The organism is Arthrobacter sp. SLBN-53 (assembly GCF_006715585.1).
Classification (GTDB): domain Bacteria; phylum Actinomycetota; class Actinomycetes; order Mycobacteriales; family Mycobacteriaceae; genus Mycobacterium; species Mycobacterium neoaurum_A.
On record NZ_VFNN01000001.1, the window covers coordinates 2,946,850 to 2,966,737 of the forward strand.

Genomic DNA, 19,888 nt, shown 5'->3' on the forward strand with positions numbered 1-19,888 from the left:
ACTCTAGACTGGCCGGGTCCGCCTGCCGAGGCGGGCGTGCGCGGCCAATCCCACCAGGTAGAGCGCGGACCCGAGGAGCACCAGCGGAACCGACCGGCCGTCGGTCGGGATGAGCGCCGCCGCCAGCGCGATCGCCGCGACGAAGGTCACCCAGAACAACGCGTCCTGCACCGTGAACACATGCCCGCGCAACGCGTCGTCGACATCGATCTGCATCGCGCTGTCCGCGCACAACTTCACCACCTGCCCGGCCGCGCCGAGGACGAAGCCGCAGGCGATCATCACCGGCATGTACAGTCCCGCGGCCAGCAGCTGGATCAGCGCCGCCAGGACCAGGGCACCGTTGGCCGTGCGGTAACGACCCCACCGCAGGACAGCGGCAGGAGTGAGCACGGTGGACAGAAACGACCCGGTACCGGTCGCGGCGACGAACAACACCGCGGTGCCCAGGCCCAGCCCGGCGACCTCCTGATCGCCGGTGTGGCGCACCATCACCAACACCAACAGGGTGTTGATCCCGAACACCATCCGGTGGGCGGCCAACCCGCTGAGGGTCGCCGCGACGGTGGGCACGGCGGCGACCGTCCTGGCGCCGTGCACCCACCCGGTGGACACCGCATAGGCCACCGAACCGTGCACGGCGCGGGCGCTGTCGTCGGGACCGAGGGCGCGGGGGGCGAACCGCACCGACAGCACCAGGGCCAACGCCACCGGGATCGCGGCCAAGAAGATCACCACCGAGGCGCCACCGTCATCGGCACCGAGCAACCACCGCGGCAGCAGCATGAAGTTCGCACCGAGGAAGGTCGCCAGCGCGCCCGTCGCGGTGGCCACCGAGTTCATCGTCAGCACGTGATCGCGGGGAACCACGTGCGGTAGCGCCGCCGAGAGCCCGGACGAGACGAAGCGGGTGAACCCGTTGACGATCAGCGCGCCTGCCAGCAGCGTCAGATCCCCCGAGCTGACCGCCAGGGCCGCGCCGACGGCGAGCATCAGCACCAGGCGCCCGGCGTTGGCGCCGATCAGCACCGTCCTGCGGTCCCAGCGGTCCAACAGGGCGCCGGCGAACGGCCCGAGTGCGGAGTAGGGCAGGAACAGCACAGCGAACGCCCCGGCGATGGCCCACGGATGTGCGGCGCGCTCCGGATTGAACAGCAGTGCACCGGCCAATCCGGCCTGGAACAGCCCATCCCCGAATTGGCTGACCGCCCGCAACTCGAGCAGCCGCCGGAATTCGGGCAACCCGCGCACCGTGTGCCACGTGCCCCCGGGAGTGCCGGTGTCAGTCATCAGATCGGGTCCTGTCCGGGCCGGCGAGTTATGACCCCGATCCACCCTACAAATATCTCGGCGAGCCGGTGAGCATGGCGCCGTGCTGGTGACATGATTGACCGATGGCGCATCCCGACGAACCGGAGGATTACCCGACGCCGACGGCACCGCGGGTGCGGGCCGGGACGCTGCTGCTGGCCGAAACCGACCTGCTGGAACCGACATTCCGGCGCACCGTCATCTACATCGTCGAACACAACGAGGGCGGCACGCTGGGCGTGGTGCTCAACCGGCCGAGCGAGACCGCGGTCTACAACGTCCTGCCGCAGTGGGCAGGGCTGGCGATCAAGCCCAAGACGATGTTCGTCGGTGGTCCGGTGAAGCGTGATTCGGCGTTGTGCCTGGCCACCGTCCGGGTCGGCGTCGACATCACCGGCGTGCCCGGCTTGCGTCACGTCCAGGGTCGGGTCTGCATGGTCGATCTGGACTCCGATCCGGAGAACATCGCGCCGGTGGTCGAGGGTGTACGGATCTTCGCGGGATATTCGGGCTGGACCGTCGGGCAGCTCGAGGGTGAGATCGAGCGCGACGACTGGATCGTGCTCTCGGCATTGCCCTCGGATGTCCTTGCCGAACCGCGGGTCGACCTGTGGTCCCGAGTGCTGCGGCGTCAACCGCTACCGCTGGCGATGCTCGCGACGCACCCCATCGACCTGAGCCGAAACTGACCTGACGCCACTCAGCACGAGAGCGTGCACGAGGCGCACGAGCCGGCACAACCCCCACCGGCGTCGCGGGCAGCGGCCTGGGCGGCTTCCTTGCGGGCCACCACCTTGGCGCTCTGCCAGCATCCCGCGGCGACCGTCCCGATCGCGCCGATGACGCACACCGGCAGCAACAGCGTGGCCATCGTCGGCGCGGCGATGGCCACCGCACTGCCGGCACCCAGCATCGCTGCGGCGGCGAACTGCGTCGGCGCCACGGCGCGCAACACCTGACGCACGGGATCGTCGGCGAAGGGTTGCTTCAAGGACCACACAGCCGCGCCGGCGGTGGCGACGGCCACGACCAGGCACAAAACCGCGGCAACAAGCATGGCTTCAGGATACGAGGCGGACGGGCTTCGGTGTTAGTTGGGGACGACCGGCCCGGTACCGAGGCTGACCGGGATGGCGGACGGTGCTGCCGCGGCGGGCGCAGGGACGACCGGTGCCGCGGCGGCGGGTGCGGCGGCAGCACCTGGAGCCGGAGCGGCGGGTGCGGGTGCGGCGGGTGCGGAGACCCGGAAGCCGTTGATGATCGCGTCGGTGGCGTCCGCGGCGGCCACGGATTGCGATTCGGAGGTGGTCACCGACAGCGACACCAGGAAGCGGTCGGCGCCGGAGGTCGCGATGATGTGGCGCCGCGAGGTGTTCAGGGTCATGTTGTTCTCGCGGTAGGTGCCCTCGATGATCGACGTCGGTACGCCGGCCACCTCGGCGATCGACCCTCCGGTCGCCCGCCATGCCGTCAGCTGCTGGCTGTCGACGAATCCGTGCCGGATCGCTTCGCGCTGGTCGAAGTTCCCGACCAGCTTGTAGACGACCACCTGGGCGTTGTTGCTGTACAGCCCGTCGCCGCCGACGCGGTCGGCGATGACGGCGAAGGCATCGGGGACATTGGGATCGGGCACCTGGGTCCAGCCGGTGGGCCGGGGCAGCACGATGTTCAGTGCGGTGAACCCGGCCGGGGTCTGAGGCTCCAACGTCACGTTCTGACTGGTCAGGTAGTCACGGATGGTGCCGGACGGATTCGGTGACAGCGGCACCGTCACCGGTCGCGGGGTGGCAGCGGTGGAGGTCGCCGAGCCGAGCAGCGGGGCAGCCCCCGGGACGGCCGGCACAGCGGGCACAGCGGGGACGGCGGCCGGGGCCACCGGGCCACCTGCCGCTATCGGCTGGGCGGGCGCGGCAGCGGCCGGGATCAGCGGCGCTGCCTGCGGCGCGACGGTGACGGTCTGGGTCACGGTGACCGGTGCGGGCGGCACGGGATGAGGGGGCAGCGGCTCGGCGTTCGCGGGGGTGGCGGCCAGGCTGACGACACCGGCCAGTCCGGCGGCGGTCCCGGCGATGACAATCCGCCAGCGGCGCGCGTGCTCGTTCATCCTGACGTCGGTCCTTCCGGTTCGTTCGGTGCGTGGCGGGATTCGATGTGGCGGGAATTCGATTCCGGCGGGTCAGGGGCCGACTGTAACCATGTCGACGGGGCATCCGACAGCGTCGGGACCGAGCTGCAACCGGGTTCTGACCACCCTGCAACGCAACCTTTATCAACCCGTGGCCGAAGGGCGCGCGAGCGGCGCTTATACCCTGTTCGACGTGACAGATCCCTCGGTCGACCCCGCCGACGCACCGCAGCACCGCTACTCCGCCGCGCTGGCCGGTGATATCGAGCTGGCCTGGCAACAGCGCTGGCAGCGTCTGGGCACCTTCCACGTGCCCAACCCGGTGGGATCGCTGGCACCCACCGATTCCTCGGCCGTCCCGGCGGACAAGATGTTCGTCCAGGACATGTTTCCCTACCCATCCGGGGACGGCCTGCACGTCGGGCACCCTCTCGGCTATATCGCCACCGACGTCTACGCCCGCTACTTCCGGATGACCGGCCGGAATGTCCTGCACGCCTTGGGTTTCGATGCCTTCGGGCTTCCTGCCGAACAGTATGCCGTGCAGACGGGCACCCACCCGCGCACCCGCACCGAGGCCAATATCGTCAACTTCCGCAGGCAGTTGGGGCGCTTGGGCCTGGGCCACGACTCGCGGCGCAGCTTCTCCACCACCGATGTCGACTTCTACAAGTGGACGCAGTGGATCTTCCTGCAGATCTACAACGCCTGGTTCGACCCCGAGCTCAAGCGTGCCCGCCGCATCGAGGAACTGATCGAGGAGTTCGCCGACGGCACCCGGGCCCTGCCCGACGGCCGGACCTGGGCGGAACTGACCAAGGCCGAGCGCGCCGATGTCATCGACGGCCACCGGCTGGTGTACCGCGCCGACTCGGTGGTCAACTGGTGCCCGGGGCTGGGCACGGTCCTGGCCAACGAGGAGGTCACCTCCGATGGCCGCAGCGACCGCGGCAACTTCCCGGTGTTCCGGAAGCGGTTGCGGCAGTGGATGATGCGCATCACCGCGTATTCCGATCGACTGCTCGACGACCTGGACGTGCTGGACTGGCCCGACAAGGTCAAGGCCATGCAGCGCAACTGGATCGGCCGCTCCGTCGGCGCACAGGTCCGGTTCGGCACGGCCGCCGGTGCCATCGAGGTGTTCACCACCCGGCCCGACACCCTCTACGGCGCGACCTACCTGGTGCTGGCCCCCGAGCACGAGCTGGTCGACGCGCTGACCGCGGCCGCCTGGCCCGATGGCACCGACGACCGGTGGACCTACGGCGGCGCAACCCCGGCCGAGGCCATCGCGGCCTACCGGTCCGATATCGCGGCCAAGTCCGACCTGGAGCGCCAGGAGAACAAATCCAAGACCGGCGTGTTCACCGGTGCCCATGCCACCAATCCGGTGAACGGGGCCGATGTGCCCATCTTCATCGCCGATTACGTGCTGGCCGGCTACGGCACCGGTGCGATCATGGCGGTGCCCGCCGGGGATCAGCGCGACTGGGAGTTCGCGAGCGCGTTCGGGCTGCCCATCGTCGAGGTTGTCTCGGGTGGGGATGTCACCGTAGCGGCCTACAGCGGCGACGGTGTGATGGTGAACTCCGGCGAGCTGGACGGCTTGACGGTCGCCGCGGCCAAGGAGGCGATCATCGCCCGGCTGGAGGCAGACGGTACCGGCCGGGCCCGGGTCGAGTACAAGTTGCGGGACTGGCTGTTCGCGCGGCAGCGGTATTGGGGTGAGCCGTTCCCCATCGTCTACGACGCCGACGGCAGAGCCCACCCGCTGCCGGAATCGGCTCTGCCGGTGGAGCTCCCGGACATCCAGGACTACGCGCCGGTGATGTTCGACCCCGATGATGCCGACAGTGAACCCTCGCCGCCGCTGGGCAAGGCAACCGAATGGGTGCAGGTCGACCTCGACCTCGGAGACGGGTTGCAGGCCTACACCCGGGACACCAACGTGATGCCGCAGTGGGCGGGCAGCTCGTGGTACGAGCTGCGCTATGCCGACCCACACAACTCGGAAGCGTTCTGCGCCAAGGAGAACGAGGCCTACTGGATGGGTCCGCGGCCGGAGATCCACGGCCCGCAGGATCCCGGCGGGGTCGATCTGTACGTCGGCGGTGTCGAGCATGCGGTGCTGCACCTGCTGTACTCCCGGTTCTGGCACAAGGTGCTGTTCGATCTCGGTCACGTTAGTTCGTCCGAGCCGTACCGCCGCCTGGTCAACCAGGGCTACATCCAGGCGTTCGCCTACACCGATGCCCGCGGTTCCTACGTTCCCGCCGCCGAGGTAGTCGAACGCGACGGCAAGTTCTTCTACCCGGCACCGGAGGGGGAGATCGAGGTCAACCAGGAGTTCGGCAAGATCGGCAAATCGCTGAAGAACTCGGTCTCCCCGGACGAGATCTGCGACGAGTACGGCGCCGACACCCTGCGCGTCTACGAGATGTCGATGGGACCGCTGGAGGCCTCGCGGCCGTGGGCGACCAAGGACGTCGTCGGCGCGCACCGGTTCCTGCAGCGGGTGTGGCGGGCCGTCATCGACGAGACCACCGGCGCGGTGCGGGTCACCGACGAGCAGGTCGGCGACGAGACCCTGCGCGCGCTGAACAAGACCATCGCCGGGGTGGCCGAAGATTATGCGGCGCTGCGCAACAACACGGCGGCGGCCAAGCTGATCGAGTACACCAACCACATCACCAAGGCGGCGGTGACGGCGCGGGCGGCCATCGAGCCGCTGGTGCTGATGGTGGCCCCGCTGGCCCCGCACCTGGCCGAGGAACTGTGGCGCCGGCTGGGCCACGAGGCATCGCTGGCCCACGGACCCTTCCCCGAAGCCGACGAGCGCTATCTGGTCGACGACACCGTCGAGTTGCCGGTTCAGGTCAACGGCAAGGTGCGCGGCAAGATCACGGTCGCCGCCGATGCGGACCGGGCGGCCCTGGAGGCGGCCGCGCGTGCCGACGAGAAGGTGCTGGCCTTCCTCGACGGGGCCACGCCCAAGAAGGTCATCGTGGTTCCCGGCAAGCTGGTCAACCTCGTCGTCTGAGGGCCCCCGACCAACGGTGGGGCTCGATCCCCACCGTTGGTCTAGTTTCCTGATGGGGTCCCGACGTATGCCGCTTCGTGCATACCGGCGTGCGGATACTGGATGCCAGGGCCGCAGCGTGGCGGCGGAGATCCCGTCTGTGAGAACGCTTCACCAAAAATTGCGGCCCGGTTTGGAGCGCGCAATGTCGGATAACCGGATCGTCGTCTACAAAGGCCCCGGCCAGGTGGCCGTGGAGACCCTGCCCTATCCCAAACTCGAGGTGCCCGCCGAGGTCGCGAGCGCGATGGGGATGAGCCGCAAGGCCGACCACGGGGTCATCCTCAAGTGTGTGTCGACCAACATCTGCGGTTCTGATCAGCACATGGTCCGCGGCCGGACCACCGCGCCCGTCGGCCAGACACTCGGCCACGAGATCACCGGCGAGATCGTCGAAAAGGGTTCCGACGTACAGTTTCTCGAAGTCGGGGACATCTGCTCGGTGCCGTTCAACATCGCCTGCGGCCGCTGCCGGAACTGCCGCGAGGGGCAGACCGGCATCTGTCTGAACGTCAACCCGGCCAGGGCCGGCTCGGCCTACGGTTATGTCGACATGGGCGGCTGGCTCGGCGGCCAGGCCGATTACGTGATGGTCCCCTTCGCCGACTTCAACCTGCTGAAGTTCCCGGACCGCGATGCCGCACTTGCCAAGATCCGTGACCTGACCATGCTCTCGGACATCTTCCCGACCGGCTATCACGGGGCCAAGACCGCCGGTGTCACCACCGGGTCGGCGGTCTACGTCGCCGGCGCGGGCCCGGTCGGGCTGGCCGCCGCGTACTCGGCGCACCTGCTGGGGGCGGCGGTGGTGATCGTCGGTGACCTCAATGCGGACCGGCTGGCCCAGGCCCGGTCGTTCGGTTGCGAGACCGTCGACATCAGTGCCGACGCGACCCTCGAGGAGCAGATCGCCGAGATCCTGCACACCGACGAGGTCGACTGCGCGGTGGATGCGGTGGGCTTCGAGGCGAGCGGTCACGGCCATGATGCCGGTGAGCAGCCCGCTGCGGTGCTGAACTCGATCATGAACGTGACCAGGGCCGGCGGATCGCTGGGCATTCCCGGTCTGTATGTCACCGGCGATCCCGGCGGCACCGATGACGATGCCAAGCACGGCACGCTGAAGGTCCGGCTGGGCCTCGGCTGGGCCAAGAGCCACAGTTTCTACACCGGACAGTGCCCGGTGCTCAAGTACAACCGCGGCCTGATGATGAGCATCCTGCACGACAAGGCGCATATCGCCGATGCGGTGAACGCGACGGTGATCGGCCTGGAGGACGCGCCCGACGGGTATGCCGCGTTCGACTCGGGGGTGGCGCAGAAGTTCGTGCTCGATCCGCACGGGATGGTGCCTGCCTAGCGGGTGTTGATTTCGGCGCGCTCACGCTCGCTCACCGAGCGCGAGCGCGCCGAAATCACGGGTTCGGGCGGACCGTGAGCTCGTGGATGTGACCGTCCCTCGGCGCGTTGATCGCCTGGGCGACCAGCAGTCCCACCGTGGCGGGACGCAGGAAGCGGTCCGGGTCGTAGGTCTTGCCCTCGTAGGCCACCAGGTCGCGCTGCATCTCCGAATCGGTGCGCCCGGGGAAGACCGAGGTGACCCGCAGGGTCGGTTCGTCGGTCCGCAGCGAGTCGGCGAACGCGCGGAGCGCGAACTTGCTCGCCGAATACGAAGCCATGTTGGCCGAGACCTTCTGTCCGGCGCCCGAGTTGATGAACACCACGTGCCCGTCCGCGGCGCGCAACGCCGGCAGCAGGGCCAGCGTCAACGCGACCGCACCGGTGACATTGACCTCGAAGCTCGCCCGCCACTGCTCGGCGGTGGACTCGGCGACGGGTCCCGGGTAGAGCACGCCGGCGTTGTGCACCAGCACATCGAGTTCGGCGAGCACCTCGGCGGCGGCTTCGATGGACTCGGGATCGGTCAGGTCCAACGGCCAGGTGGGGGCACCCAGCCGTTCGGCGACGGCGTCGAGCCGCGCCGACGGTCGCCCCGCGAGCAGCAGGGTGTGCGTCGGGGCGAGGGCATCGGCGATGGCCGATCCGATCCCGCCGCCGGCGCCGGTGATCAGAGCTGTGGGCACAGGAAAAACAGTACCGACACTGCACGCTCGCCCGCGGCGTCGCATTATTGATGCGATGCCACCGGACCCAAGCTTCGCCCCCACCCAGCTCGCGGCGCGAGCGGCCTATCTGCTGCGCGGAAACGACCTGGGTGTGATGACCACTGCTGCCCCGCTGCTCTACCCGCACATGTGGAGCTGGGATGCGGCATTCGTGGCCATCGGACTGGCCCCGCTGAGCGTCGAGCGCGCCGTCGTCGAGCTCGACACCCTGCTCTCGGCTCAATGGGGTAACGGGATGATCCCGCACATCGTGTTCGCCAACGGTGTCGACGGGTACTTTCCCGGTCCGGCGCGCTGGGCGACCTCGGCGTTGGCCGTCCATGCCCCGCGCACCCGGCACACCTCGGGGATCACCCAGCCGCCGGTACACGCCATCGCGGTGCAGCGCATCCTGGACCGTGCCAAGGCGCGCGGCCGCTCGACCCGGGCGGTGGCCGAGTCGTTCCTGGACCGGCGATGGAGTGATCTGGTGCGGTGGCACCGGTGGCTGGCCGAGGCGCGCGACCCGGACCAGCGCGGCCGGATCACGCTGTACCACGGGTGGGAGTCCGGCATGGACAACTCACCGCGCTGGGACAGCTCCTATGCCAACGTGATTCCCGGGACCGTGCCGGAGTATCAGCGCGAGGACAACAAGATCAACACCGATGCGACCCAGCGCCCGTCCGACAGCGAGTACGACCGCTACCTGTGGCTGCTGGAGGAGATGAAGTCCGTCCGCTACGACGACGAGCTGTTGGCCAAGACGATGAGCTTCGCCGTCGAGGACGTGTTCGTCTCGGCGATCTTCTCGGTGGCCTGCCGGGTGCTGGCCGAGATCGGTGAGGACCATCGGCGGTCCCCGGCAGATATCCGTGACCTCTATTCCTGGGCCGACCGTTTCCGCGCCGGTGTCGTCGAAACCACCGATGTACGAACCGGTGCGGCAAGGGATTTCGATGTGCGCGCCGGTTCATGGGTTGCGACCGAGACCATCGCCCAGTTCGCCCCGCTGCTGTGCGGCGGACTTCCACACGACAAGGAACGTGCGCTGCTGCGCCTGTTGGACGGCCCGCGCTTCAGCAGCCACCCGGACCTGCGCTATTCGCTGATCCCGTCCACCTCACCGGTTTCCCGCGACTTCCGGGCCCGCGAGTACTGGCGCGGCCCGGTCTGGCCGGTGACGACGTGGTTGTTCTCCTGGTGTTTCGCCCGCCGTGGCTGGGCCGAGCGTGCGCTGACCCTGCGCCAAGAGGGACTGCGTCAGGCCAGCGACGGCACCTTCGCCGAGTACTACGAGCCGTTCACCGGTGAGCCGCTGGGCAGCATGCAACAGTCCTGGACCGCGGCCGCGGTGCTGGACTGGTTGGGCTGAGTCAGGTCGAGGACTGGTCGGCCAGGCGGTCGAGTGAGCCCAACGCCGCTGTCAGCGTTGCCTTGTCTTCGGCACTGAGCCCTTCGAGCAGGCCGCCCAGGAACGCGCGTCGCGCCTCGAGCGCCTCGCGGTGCTGCACCAGCCCGCGCGGGGTCACCTCGACGAGCACGGCCCGCAGATCCGACGGGTCACGCGAACGCTTGACCAGACCGAGCTTCTCCAGTCGCCGGATGGCCACGGTGGTGGTGGGCGTACGAACCCGTTCGTGGGCGGCCAGTTCCGTCATCCGGATCGGACCACAATCCAGCAGCGTCAACAGGATCGAGAGCTGGGCGAGGGTAAGGTCGGCACCGGGGGAGTTCCCCGCACCGCGATTGTCGCCACGGCGCAGCACGGAGAACAGCTTGGAGAGCACACGTTGGAGCTCCCCGGCCAGTTCCTCGGTCTGCGGTTCGGTCTCGACCATAATTTCGCAAGTCTAACCTGTCTGTCTCGGACGGGCGGTAATGCGCGAGATTCGGTCGCGGGTCACAACACCTGATCCAGGAACCGGCGCAACCGCTCGGTTTCGGCGCTTTCGAAGATCTGCTCGGGCGGGCCGGACTCGACGACCTTGCCTTCGTCCATGAACACCACGGCGTCGGCCGCCGAACGGGCAAAACCCATCTCGTGGGTGACCACGACCATGGTCATGCCGGTGGACCCCAGATCGGCGATCAGCTCCAGGATCCCTTTCACCAGTTCGGGATCCAGCGCCGAGGTCGCCTCGTCGAAGAACATCACCTGGGGGGCCATCGCCAGCGCGCGGGCGATGGCGACCCGCTGCTGCTGGCCACCGGACAGCGTGGACGGACGGACATCGGCCTTGTGCCGCAACCCGACCCGATCCAACTGGGTCAGTGCGAGCTCACGGGCCTCCTCGGCGGAGATCCCCTTGAGCCGGCGCGGTGCCATCGCGACGTTCTCGACCACGGTGCGGTGCGGGAACAGATTGAACTGTTGGAAGACCATGCCGATGCGCTGGCGGAGCTTGTCGGGATTGTCACCGAGCACCGATCTACCGTCGAGCAGGATGTCGCCGCGGTCCGGCTCGTAGAGCCGGTTCAGGGTGCGCAGCAATGTCGACTTTCCCGATCCGGAGGGGCCGATGACCGCGGTGGTGGTCCCGGCCGGTACCGCGAGATCGATACCGCGTAGCACCTGGTTCGGACCGAAGGACAGGTGAATATCGTTGGCGGCCAGTGATACTGCCTGCAGCTGCGGGCTTGCCATCAGATCATCTCCTGCTGGACGGGGGCGGGCTGCTTACCGGTGCGCAACCGGGCGTCGATCACGTTGACCAGGTGGGTCAACGGGATCGTCAGCGCGAGATAGAACAGCCCGGCGGCCACCAGCGGTGAGAGATTTCCGGTCTGCGCGTTGAGGTCTCGGCCCACCTGGAACAGTTCGCGCTGGTTGGCGACCAGACCAAGGAAATACACCAGCGATGAGGCCTTCAGCAGGGAGATGAACTGGTTGACCAGCGCAGGCAGGACCCGTCGGATGCCCTGCGGGATGATGACCAGTTTCATGGACTCCGAATAGCTGAAACCCAGTGCGCGCGAGGCCTCCATCTGTCCGGTCTCGACGCTCTGGATTCCGGACCGGAAGATCTCTCCGACGTAGGCCGCCGACATCAGCCCCAGCGCGGCGATACCGAGCGGATAGGGGTTGTTGCCCGTCAGTTCGCCGACGATGGGCCCGATACCGAGACCGATGATGAGGATGATCACCACCTCGGGAAGCCCGCGGAAGATATCGGTGTACACCCGGGCGGGCCAGCGCAGCAAGCGGGACCGGGAGATACCGGCGACGGCAAGCAACAGCCCGAGTACGACCCCGATCACGGCCGCACCGGCGGTGAGCAGCAGGGTGTTCGGCAGGCCGGTCTTGAACAGGTCGGGGATGGCCTGGCGGTAGAGATCCCAGTCGAGGAAGGTGTCGGCCAGCTGCGCCAGCACGGATTTGCGGGCCGCCGGCGCGGCCGGTTCGGTCGGTGCCCGCTCGGCGGCGACCTGTGCGAAGTCGGGAAGTTGCGGCTCCGGTGCGGCCTTGGATCCCGGTTTCCACCCCGGCGGCAGGGCGCGGGGCACCCAGTCGGTGTACAACCGCGCCCACGTACCGTCGGCGATGACGGCGTCGAGTCCGGCGTTGAGCGCGTCGATCAGCGGCCGGTTCTCCTTGGCCACCGCATAGGCGACGAAATTGTCCAGACTGAAGGTGTTTTCGATGATCGTCGCCGGATCGCCGGGCTGCACGGTGCCGACCGCCTGCTGCGACGGCGCCACCCAAGCATCGATCTGGCGGGTCTTGAGGCTGCCGTAGACGGTGTTGTAGTCGGGGAACTTCACCGGGTCCAGGCCGAGGGTGTCGACGACGTAGGCCTCCTGCACGGTGCCCTGGACAACGCCGATGCGTTGTCCAGGTCCGAGTTGGGAGAAGCTGGTGATCGAAGAGCCGGCCGGCACGACGAGGGAGAAGTAGCCGAAGTCGTAGCCGTTGGTGAATCCGACGGTCTTGCGCCGGGCGTCGGTGGTGGTGATCGACGACGAGCCGACGTCGAAACGCCCCGAGGCGACCTGGGCCAGCAGCCCGGAGAAGTCGGTGCCGACGAAGTTGACCCGCAGACCCAACTTCTCGGCGACCGCGCGCAGCACCTCGTTGTCGAAGCCGGTGAACTGCCCGCCCGCGTTGATGCAGATGCTGGGCGGGGCATCCGAGAGCGTGCCGACCGTCAGCACCCCCGGTGTGCCTAGCCCCAGCGCGTTGACGTCGATCCGATCAAGCGGTTCGACATCGGCGGTGGTGTATTTGTCGGCGCCGGGCCCCTGCGCTGCGGCGGCCAGGTTGGTCGGCAGTGCGCTGGCACTGTCGACACCCGGTGGCGCACATTGGTCGGCGCCCGCCGGAGCGGCCAGGCCTACCGCGCACACCAGAAACGTCAGCACCAGAGCGAGCACCAGGTGCCCGGTTCGGCGGAGCATCGAGGTCATGGGTGCCCAAGGTAGCCGCTGCGCCCGCGTGGGCGAAGTCTTCAACTCATTCCGACAGCAACGGGCGACCGGGCCCGATCAGCCCTGCGCCCGCTCATCTCGCCACCGCACCAGCGCTTCGGCGAGGCTCAGGTCGTAATCGGGTCCGTTGACGCCGACGGTCAACAGGGTGACCCCCAGCCCGACGAGGGCTTCGGCGCCCTCTAGCGCCGCCTCGATGCTCTTTTCCGGAACCCCGGACGAGCGCTCGATGGCACTTGGATCGCGACCCACGTCGCCGCAATGGGAGTCCAGGACCTCGGCCAGACCGGGGTAGGTGCCGGCATCGGTGAAGCCGTGCCAGATATGGGCGTGCTCAGCAACCAGGCGCAGCGTCTTGCGCTTGCCCTGGCCACCGATCAAGATCGGGATCTCGCGCAGCGGTGCGGGGTTCAGCTTGGCCAGCCGAGAACGGATCCGGGGTAGGTCCGCGGCAAGGTCATCCAGCCGGCTGCCCGCGGTGCCGAACTCGTAGCCGTACTCGTCGTAATCCTTCTGTTTCCAGCCCGATCCGATGCCCAGGATCAGCCTGCCGTCGGAGATGTTGTCGACGGTGCGCGCCATATCGGCCAGCAGCTCGGGATTGCGGTAGGAGTTGCAGGTGACCAGTGCGCCGATCTCGATGCGGGAAGTCTGTTCGGCCCAGGCGGCGAGCATCGTCCAGCACTCGTAATGCGCACCGTCGGGATCGCCGTACAGCGGGAAGAAGTGGTCCCAGTTGAAGGCGATGTCGACGCCCAGGTCCTCGGCCCGCCGCACGGCGTCACGGATATGGCCGTAACCGGGCGAGTGCTGGGGCTGTAGCTGCACGGCGATGCGCACGGGGCGCTCGGCGGAAGTCGGCTCGGTAGACGTCATGGTCCATCAGTACCCCGTGTGCGGTGATTACACGCCGATATTGCCGCCGTCGCGCCAGACCGCCACCACCGAGGGCTTGGCGGTGCCGTTGCCGCCCTCGGGCCACCGCGACAGCGGATCGTCGATGCTGTTGTCGTCGTTCTCGCCCGGGTGCTGCACGCACACGGTGACCAGGTCGTCGGTGATGACCGGCCCGCAGGTCTCGGCTCCCAGCGGCACCGTCAGGAACTGCTTGGTCAGTCCGCGGCTGGGCCCATCCAGGGAGACCGCGAACAGTCCGTCGTTGGAGTCCAGTGCGTTGCCGTCGGTGGATATCCAGAGGTTGCCGTGGCTGTCGAAGGCCAGGTTGTCCGGGCACGAGATCGGGCTGACCTTGGTCTTGTCGAAACCGCCGAAGTAGCTGTCGGCCGCCTCCGGATCACCGCAGACCAACAACAGCTCCCAGGTGAAATCGGTCCCGGTGTGGTTGTCGGTGATCTCCAGAACCTGGCCGTTCTTGTTGTCGTTGCGCGGGTTGGCCGCGTCCGGCCCCGCCTTGCCGTCGGCACCCCGGTTGCTGTTGTTGGTCAGTGCGACATAGACCTTGCCGCTCTTGGGGTTGGCCTCGAAGTCTTCGGGTCGATCCATCTTGGTGGCCCCGGCCTTGTCCCCGGCGAAGCGGGTGAAGACGGCTACCTCCTCGGCGGACATGCCGTCGACCAGGGACTGGGCCGTCCCGCCGGGGCCGGAGCGCAACAGCGGAATCCAGGAACCGGTGCCCGCGAACCTCCCGGCGGCCGGCAGGGCGCCGGAGCCGTCGATCTGGTCGGCCGGGATCTCGCTGGACAGCTTCGCGACGTACAGCGTGCCCTCGTCCAGGATGGTCATGTTGTGCGCCATGTTGCCGGGCTGAATCTTCTTGGCGGAGACGAACTTGTACATGTAATCGAAGCGCTCGTCGTCGCCGGTGTACGCGACGACGGTGCCGTCGTCGGCGACGTGGATGGTGGCGGCTTCGTGTTTGAAGCGACCCAGCGCGGTGTGCTTGATCGGTGCCGATGCCGGGTCCCACGGGTTGAGTTCGACGACGTAGCCGAACCGGTGCAATTCGTTGGGAGTCTTGCTGATGTCGAAGCGCGGGTCGAAGTTTTCCCACTTGCGTTCGGTCGGTTCGGATTCGACGCCGTAGCGCTTCAGCCGGTCGGCGGCCGTGCCGGTCGGCGCCGGCGCCCCGGCGGGCGCGCCGAAGTAGGAATTGAAGTTCTCCTCACCGGAAAGCACGGTGCCCCAGGGCGTCACGCCGCCCGAGCAGTTGTTGATGGTGCCCAGCACCTCGCGGCCGCTGGTGTCGGCGGCGGTCTTGAGCAGGTCGGTGCCCGCGGCAGGCCCGACAATGGTGAACGGGGTGTCGGCCGTGATCCGGCGGTTGTATCGACCGAGTACCGGACGCAGGCCGTCGGCGGTGCGCTGCACCTCGACAACCGAAAGGCCATGTGCGGCAACGCCGATCTCGAACTGTTCACGGGTCGGGTTGTCGGCGTCATAGCCCGGGTGCATGAACTGCTCGGTGGTGTACTCGTGGTTGGTCACCAACAGGAATCGGTCGTTGCTGCCCTCGATGGGCAACAGGCCGGCGAAGTCGTTGTTGAATCCGAACTGTTGACGCTGCGCCGCCGCACTCTGCCGGTTCACGTCGAAGACGGGCGCGCCGGGCAGTACGGGATCACCCCAGCTGATCACGACCGACTGTCGGTAGCCGTCGGGGATCACGACGGCGTCCTCGCTGTTGGGGGCCACCGCGGTGAAGTTCATCCCGGTCGGTGTCGGCGGCTCCGCGGGTGTGGCCGATGACGATGTCGCCGCGGTGTCGGATCCGTTGCTCGAGCAGGCGGCCAGCGCCGAGCCGGCGCCGACCGCCAGGACGGCCATACCGGCGGTTTTGAGCGCCGACCGGCGCGACACCGCGGCCAGCACCTCGCCGAAGTACTCGTTGTCGCTGGTGTTAGGCACCGGCTTGGAGCAGGCATCGCCGCAGCGGTAGCGGCAGGTGACATGTTGGCGCGACGACCGACCGTCGTGTGCGACAAAGAGGTTCAGCGGGATGAGCGCCATGGCGTGCGAGGATCCTTCCACCCGAAGAGACCGCTCGTGGGCTGGACGAACGGTTCGCGGCAGAAAGCTACGGCAGCCGGGCTAGCAACGGGCAAGCAGCAGGTTAACGGGAGTCAACAACTCTCACCGCGCCAGCACCCCGCGCAGGATCTCGATCAGCTTGACCGGCTGGTCGCCCTGTACGGAGTGTCCGGCGTCGGCGACGATGTGGGTCTGCCGGAAGCCGGGGGCGTTGGCGGCGAACGCCTCGGCGTCCTCGTCATTGACGAAATGGGAGTTGGCTCCGCGCACCAGAGTGGTCGGCATGGTGATCGATTCGACATCGTCCCAGAGACCCTGGAAGGAGGCGGGCATTCCGGAACCGTCGTCCCCGGCGGGCCTGCGCATCGTGTCGTAACGCCACGTCCAGGTGCCGTCCTGGAGACGCTTGGCGTTGTGAAAGACGCCGCGGCGCAACGATGTACGGTCGCGATGTGGGGCCGCGGCGATGGTGACATCGAGCATCGCCTGAAACGACGGGAAGGTGCGCTCACCCTGTACCAGGGCCACTGCGCCGAGCTGCGCCTTGGACATCTGCTCGTGGCGCTCGGGGGCCGAGGGCGTGACATCGACGAGGACCAGTTCCTTGACCAACCCCGGCTCGGTGGCCGCGATGCGCAGCGCGGTCAGACCGCCGAGTGACATACCGACCACCAATCGTGCGTCGGGCGCGTGTTCGCGCAGCACCGGCGCGATGATGTCGGCGTTGATCTTGGGTCCGTAGTCACCGTCGGTGCGCCAGGCCGAGCGCCCGTGCCCGGGCAGGTCGATCGCCAGGGCGGACAGCCCGAGTCCGAGAATCACGGTGTCCCAGGTGTGGGCGTTCTGGCCGCCCCCGTGCAGGAAGACCACCTGGGGGCTCTCGTGCCCCCACTTGATGGCGCTGATCTCGCCGAGGTCCAGCCGGCCTGCGCTGGGCAGCGGCCCGGACACCCCGGCCTGTTCGGCGTTCTCGGGCAGCAGGGCGAACTCGTCGAGTTCGAGCAGGTCGTCGTCGGTGAAGGCCATGAGGTGGACCCTACAACGCACATGACTCTGCGTTCAGGGTGCGAATGTGCGAGAAGCACACACCCTGAACGCAGAGTCAGCGTAGGTCCAACCCGTTTAGCCCTCGATGAAGGCTTCCAGCTGGGTGCGGGCGACATCGTCGGCCAGCTGCTTGGGCGGGCTCTTCATCAGGTAGGCCGAGGCGGGCAAGATCGGGCCACCGAGGCCGCGATCCTTGGCGATCTTGGCCGCGCGCACGGCGTCGATGATGATGCCTGCGGAGTTGGGGGAGTCCCAGACCTCGAGCTTGTACTCCAGGTTCAGCGGCACGTCACCGAAGGCGCGGCCCTCGAGGCGGACGTAGGCCCACTTGCGGTCGTCGAGCCAGGCGACGTAGTCCGACGGTCCGATGTGGACGTTCTTGTCGTAGACCTTGTCGGCCAGCGAGCCGCTGAGATTGCTGGTGACGGCCTGGGTCTTGGACACCTTCTTGGACTCCAGGCGCTCACGCTCGAGCATGTTCTTGAAGTCCATGTTGCCGCCGACGTTGAGCTGGTAGGTGCGGTCCAGGGTGACGCCGCGATCCTCGAACAGCTTGGCCATCACGCGGTGGGTGATGGTGGCACCGACCTGGCTCTTGATGTCGTCGCCGACGATCGGCACGCCGGCGTCTTCGAACTTCTTGGCCCACACCGGGTCCGAGGCGATGAACACCGGAAGGGCGTTGACGAAGGCGACCTTGGCGTCGATGGCGCACTGGGCGTAGAACTTGTCGGCCTCTTCGGAACCGACGGGCAGGTAGGAAACCAGGACGTCGACTCGTGCGTCCTTGAGCACCTTGACGACGTCGACGGGATCGGCATCGGAGACCTCGATGGTCTCGGAGTAGTACTTGCCGATGCCGTCGAGGGTCGGGCCGCGCTGGACGATGATGTCGGTCGGCGGGACGTCGGCGATCTTGATGGTGTTGTTCTCCGAGGCCGAGATCGCCTCGGACAGATCGAAGCCCACCTTCTTGGCGTCGACGTCGAATGCCGCGACGAACTTCACGTCGCGGACGTGGTACGGGCCGAACTTGACGTGCATCAGGCCCGGTACGGAGGCGTTCTCGTCGGCGTCGCGGTAGTACTGCACACCCTGGACCAGAGAGGATGCGCAGTTGCCGACTCCGACAATCGCGACCCTGACCTCGGTGGGCGCGGTGGTCTCGGACATGGGTGTTCTCCTTCTCCTGCTGAAATTCCGGTGCTGGTTAGGGCTGCGGTTCGGGCGGGCTCTGTGCGACGCGTTCGGCCGCGATCAACTCGTTGAGCCATTTCACTTCGCGTTCACTGGACTCCAGGCCCAGCTGGTGAAGCTGCTTGGTGTAGCGGTCCAGTGATGTGCTGGCCCGTGCGATCGCCTCGCGGAGGCCTTCGCGGCGTTCTTCGACCTGCCGCCGGCGGCCTTCCAGGATGCGCATGCGTGCTTCGGCCGGGGTCCGGTTGAAGAACGCCAGGTGGACGCCGAACCCGTCGTCGGTGTAGTTCTGCGGCCCGGTGTCGGCGACCAATTCGGTGAAGCGCTTCTTTCCCGCATCGGTCAGCTGATAAACGCGGCGTGCCCGACGCATCTTCGGGGTGCCGTCCGGTGCCGCGTCCTCGACGATGAGGCCATCGGCCTGCATGCGCCGAAGGGCCGGATACAGCGAGCCGTAGGAGAACGCCCGGAACGCGCCCAACAGACCTGTCAGGCGCTTGCGAAGTTCGTACCCGTGCATCGGCGACTCCAGCAGGAGGCCCAGAACGGCGAGCTCCAGCATCGAATCACCTCCCCAGACGGCCGACCGCTACGACGGATCGACACCTCGGCAAAGTGTATCGCGCCGATATAACCGACGCCACTGGGACATGACGATGAGGCGATCGCAGGGGATCGCCTGGGTGCCTTTCGGGGGAACTACCCGGCGGAATCGCCCGCCGTCGCGCGGTCTAGGAGCTCGGGTAGTTGATGCGCTTGACGGTGGCATCGCCGTTGAACTCGATGTACCCGCTGTTACCGAAATTCGGTGTCACGTAAATGCTGATCTCGATGCTCTCCGGCGGCGCGGTCATATCGGTGTTGGGACCGATGCTGACATGCAGCGATTTCACCTCGGCCGGATCGATGCCGAGGGTCTGCGGGGCGCCGCGGATGAGGCCGACGAACTTCGGGACGTCGAACGCCGCAAGGTCCACCACCCGGGCGTCGCTGCCGGTGCTGGTCTCGGACGGGTCATCCCACCCGCCGCGGTAGCTGTAGCTGAGCACCCTGCGTGGTTCGTTGGGATCGGGGCGTTCCAGCGACGCATAGTCGGCGAAGATCGTCAGGTCGTAGCCGTTGGTGTCGCCGAACTTCTGACGCATCTGTTCGAAGAGCCCGTTCAGCCCACCCAGGGACTGCAGCTGGCGCGGCGCGGTCAGCACCGTCGCGGGGATGCCGTCGGCCTTCGCGCCGGGGTCGGTCTGGAAACTGAACGGCGACGAGGTGTTCCCGTACAGCCCCCAGCCCACCGCGATGCCGAAGATCACCAGTACCGCCGCGGCCGCGGCGCGGATACTCCAGCCCGCTCCTGCACCCATCGCCCGAGCGGTCCGTTCGGGTTTCAGGTCGGGCAGTTTGACCGGTGAGCTGCCTGTTTGCAGATCGCTCACCAACGATTGCAGCTCGCCGAGGGTCGCGGCGGTGGTGGCGGCGGCCACCCGCTGGCGGTGTTCCTCCATGGACAGCTGTCCCTCGGCCATCGCAGTGTCGAGCACCTTGCAGGTGTCGTCACGGTCGGAGTCCCTGGCCCGGGTTCCCGCAGTCTGTCGTGTTGGCACGAGAGGA

17 protein-coding genes and 1 pseudogene are annotated in these 19,888 nt (G+C 67.7%); 4 read left to right on the forward strand and 14 right to left on the reverse strand.

The annotated features are described in order from the left end of the window. Nucleotides 1-3: 3 nt before the first annotated feature. On the reverse strand, nt 4-1,290 hold the full coding sequence (locus tag FBY28_RS14150; protein WP_141867751.1) for an MFS transporter: 1,287 nt from the start codon (nt 1,288-1,290) through the stop codon (nt 4-6). A gap of 104 nt (nt 1,291-1,394) precedes the next feature. Here FBY28_RS14150 and FBY28_RS14155 point away from each other — a divergent pair, with 104 nt between their 5' ends. Next, on the forward strand, nt 1,395-2,000 hold the full coding sequence (locus FBY28_RS14155) for a YqgE/AlgH family protein (RefSeq protein WP_019511977.1): 606 nt from the start codon (nt 1,395-1,397) through the stop codon (nt 1,998-2,000). Nucleotides 2,001-2,011: 11 nt separating this feature from the next. On the opposite strand, the gene FBY28_RS14160 is transcribed toward FBY28_RS14155, so the two are convergent. Next, on the reverse strand, nt 2,012-2,368 hold the full coding sequence (locus FBY28_RS14160; RefSeq protein ID WP_141867753.1) for a hypothetical protein: 357 nt from the start codon (nt 2,366-2,368) through the stop codon (nt 2,012-2,014). Nucleotides 2,369-2,401: 33 nt separating this feature from the next. After that, a complete protein-coding gene (locus FBY28_RS14165) occupies nt 2,402-3,415 on the reverse strand; it encodes an LpqN/LpqT family lipoprotein (protein ID WP_141867756.1) in 1,014 nt (337 codons plus the stop codon). A gap of 214 nt (nt 3,416-3,629) precedes the next feature. On the opposite strand from FBY28_RS14165, the gene leuS reads away from it, so the two are divergent. Next, nucleotides 3,630-6,476, forward strand: a complete 2,847-nt coding sequence (gene leuS / locus FBY28_RS14170; RefSeq protein WP_141867758.1) for a leucine--tRNA ligase — start codon at nt 3,630-3,632, stop codon at nt 6,474-6,476. 184 nt (nt 6,477-6,660) lie between these two features. Then, nucleotides 6,661-7,875: a formaldehyde dehydrogenase, glutathione-independent gene (fdhA, locus tag FBY28_RS14175; protein ID WP_141867760.1), complete on the forward strand. Its 1,215-nt coding sequence runs from the start codon at nt 6,661-6,663 to the stop codon at nt 7,873-7,875. Between the two features lie 55 nt (nt 7,876-7,930). On the opposite strand, the gene FBY28_RS14180 is transcribed toward fdhA, so the two are convergent. Continuing rightward, nucleotides 7,931-8,599, reverse strand: coding sequence for an SDR family oxidoreductase (locus FBY28_RS14180; protein ID WP_141867762.1), 669 nt, complete (start codon nt 8,597-8,599; stop codon nt 7,931-7,933). Between the two features lie 55 nt (nt 8,600-8,654). Between FBY28_RS14180 and ggh the strand changes: the two genes are divergently transcribed. Continuing rightward, nucleotides 8,655-9,995: a glucosylglycerate hydrolase gene (gene ggh, locus FBY28_RS14185; RefSeq protein WP_141867764.1), complete on the forward strand. Its 1,341-nt coding sequence runs from the start codon at nt 8,655-8,657 to the stop codon at nt 9,993-9,995. 1 nt (nt 9,996) lies between these two features. On the opposite strand, the gene FBY28_RS14190 is transcribed toward ggh, so the two are convergent. The 10 genes and pseudogenes from FBY28_RS14190 to FBY28_RS14230 form a co-directional block, all read right to left on the reverse strand. After that, the gene (locus tag FBY28_RS14190; protein WP_141867766.1) at nt 9,997-10,461 is read right to left on the reverse strand and encodes a MarR family winged helix-turn-helix transcriptional regulator; all 465 of its coding nucleotides are present in this window, start codon (nt 10,459-10,461) and stop codon (nt 9,997-9,999) included. A 62-nt stretch (nt 10,462-10,523) separates the two neighbouring features. After that, nucleotides 10,524-11,267, reverse strand: a complete 744-nt coding sequence (locus FBY28_RS14195; protein WP_141867768.1) for an amino acid ABC transporter ATP-binding protein — start codon at nt 11,265-11,267, stop codon at nt 10,524-10,526. After that, complete coding sequence (locus FBY28_RS26045; protein WP_216848094.1) at nt 11,267-11,995, reverse strand: amino acid ABC transporter permease; 729 nt, start codon at nt 11,993-11,995, stop codon at nt 11,267-11,269. Before FBY28_RS26045 ends, FBY28_RS14195 begins: the two co-directional genes overlap by 1 nt. A 141-nt stretch (nt 11,996-12,136) precedes the next feature. Continuing rightward, a pseudogene (locus FBY28_RS26050) lies at nt 12,137-13,027 on the reverse strand (ABC transporter substrate-binding protein); the annotation flags it as partial. Between the two features lie 78 nt (nt 13,028-13,105). Then, complete coding sequence (locus tag FBY28_RS14205) at nt 13,106-13,924, reverse strand: LLM class F420-dependent oxidoreductase (protein ID WP_174241629.1); 819 nt, start codon at nt 13,922-13,924, stop codon at nt 13,106-13,108. 27 nt (nt 13,925-13,951) lie between these two features. After that, complete coding sequence (locus tag FBY28_RS14210; RefSeq protein ID WP_141867770.1) at nt 13,952-16,015, reverse strand: PhoX family protein; 2,064 nt, start codon at nt 16,013-16,015, stop codon at nt 13,952-13,954. A gap of 123 nt (nt 16,016-16,138) precedes the next feature. Beyond that, complete coding sequence (locus FBY28_RS14215) at nt 16,139-17,062, reverse strand: Rv0045c family esterase (RefSeq protein ID WP_141867772.1); 924 nt, start codon at nt 17,060-17,062, stop codon at nt 16,139-16,141. A 96-nt stretch (nt 17,063-17,158) separates the two neighbouring features. Beyond that, on the reverse strand, nt 17,159-18,256 hold the full coding sequence (locus FBY28_RS14220) for an inositol-3-phosphate synthase (RefSeq protein ID WP_141867774.1): 1,098 nt from the start codon (nt 18,254-18,256) through the stop codon (nt 17,159-17,161). A gap of 37 nt (nt 18,257-18,293) precedes the next feature. Further along, nucleotides 18,294-18,842 carry a PadR family transcriptional regulator gene (locus FBY28_RS14225; protein ID WP_019512173.1) on the reverse strand — a complete coding sequence of 183 codons (549 nt, stop codon included), beginning with the start codon at nt 18,840-18,842 and terminating at the stop codon, nt 18,294-18,296. Nucleotides 18,843-19,011: 169 nt separating this feature from the next. Beyond that, entirely contained in the window at nt 19,012-19,881 is an 870-nt protein-coding gene (locus FBY28_RS14230; RefSeq protein WP_141867776.1) for a DUF1707 SHOCT-like domain-containing protein, read from the reverse strand. Between the last annotated feature and the right edge of the window lie 7 nt (nt 19,882-19,888).

What these genes read in the sequence shown, in the direction of transcription:
- FBY28_RS14150 (WP_141867751.1), bottom strand. Translation starts at nt 1,290, where the DNA reads ATGACTGACACCGGCACTCCCGGGGGCACGTGGCACACGGTGCGCGGG.
- FBY28_RS14155 (WP_019511977.1), top strand. Translation starts at nt 1,395, where the DNA reads ATGGCGCATCCCGACGAACCGGAGGATTACCCGACGCCGACGGCACCG.
- FBY28_RS14160 (WP_141867753.1), bottom strand. Translation starts at nt 2,368, where the DNA reads ATGCTTGTTGCCGCGGTTTTGTGCCTGGTCGTGGCCGTCGCCACCGCC.
- FBY28_RS14165 (WP_141867756.1), bottom strand. Translation starts at nt 3,415, where the DNA reads ATGAACGAGCACGCGCGCCGCTGGCGGATTGTCATCGCCGGGACCGCC.
- fdhA (WP_141867760.1), top strand. Translation starts at nt 6,661, where the DNA reads ATGTCGGATAACCGGATCGTCGTCTACAAAGGCCCCGGCCAGGTGGCC.
- ggh (WP_141867764.1), top strand. Translation starts at nt 8,655, where the DNA reads ATGCCACCGGACCCAAGCTTCGCCCCCACCCAGCTCGCGGCGCGAGCG.
- FBY28_RS14190 (WP_141867766.1), bottom strand. Translation starts at nt 10,461, where the DNA reads ATGGTCGAGACCGAACCGCAGACCGAGGAACTGGCCGGGGAGCTCCAA.
- FBY28_RS14195 (WP_141867768.1), bottom strand. Translation starts at nt 11,267, where the DNA reads ATGGCAAGCCCGCAGCTGCAGGCAGTATCACTGGCCGCCAACGATATT.
- FBY28_RS14205 (WP_174241629.1), bottom strand. Translation starts at nt 13,924, where the DNA reads ATGACGTCTACCGAGCCGACTTCCGCCGAGCGCCCCGTGCGCATCGCC.
- FBY28_RS14210 (WP_141867770.1), bottom strand. Translation starts at nt 16,015, where the DNA reads ATGGCGCTCATCCCGCTGAACCTCTTTGTCGCACACGACGGTCGGTCG.
- FBY28_RS14215 (WP_141867772.1), bottom strand. Translation starts at nt 17,062, where the DNA reads ATGGCCTTCACCGACGACGACCTGCTCGAACTCGACGAGTTCGCCCTG.
- FBY28_RS14220 (WP_141867774.1), bottom strand. Translation starts at nt 18,256, where the DNA reads ATGTCCGAGACCACCGCGCCCACCGAGGTCAGGGTCGCGATTGTCGGA.
- FBY28_RS14225 (WP_019512173.1), bottom strand. Translation starts at nt 18,842, where the DNA reads ATGCTGGAGCTCGCCGTTCTGGGCCTCCTGCTGGAGTCGCCGATGCAC.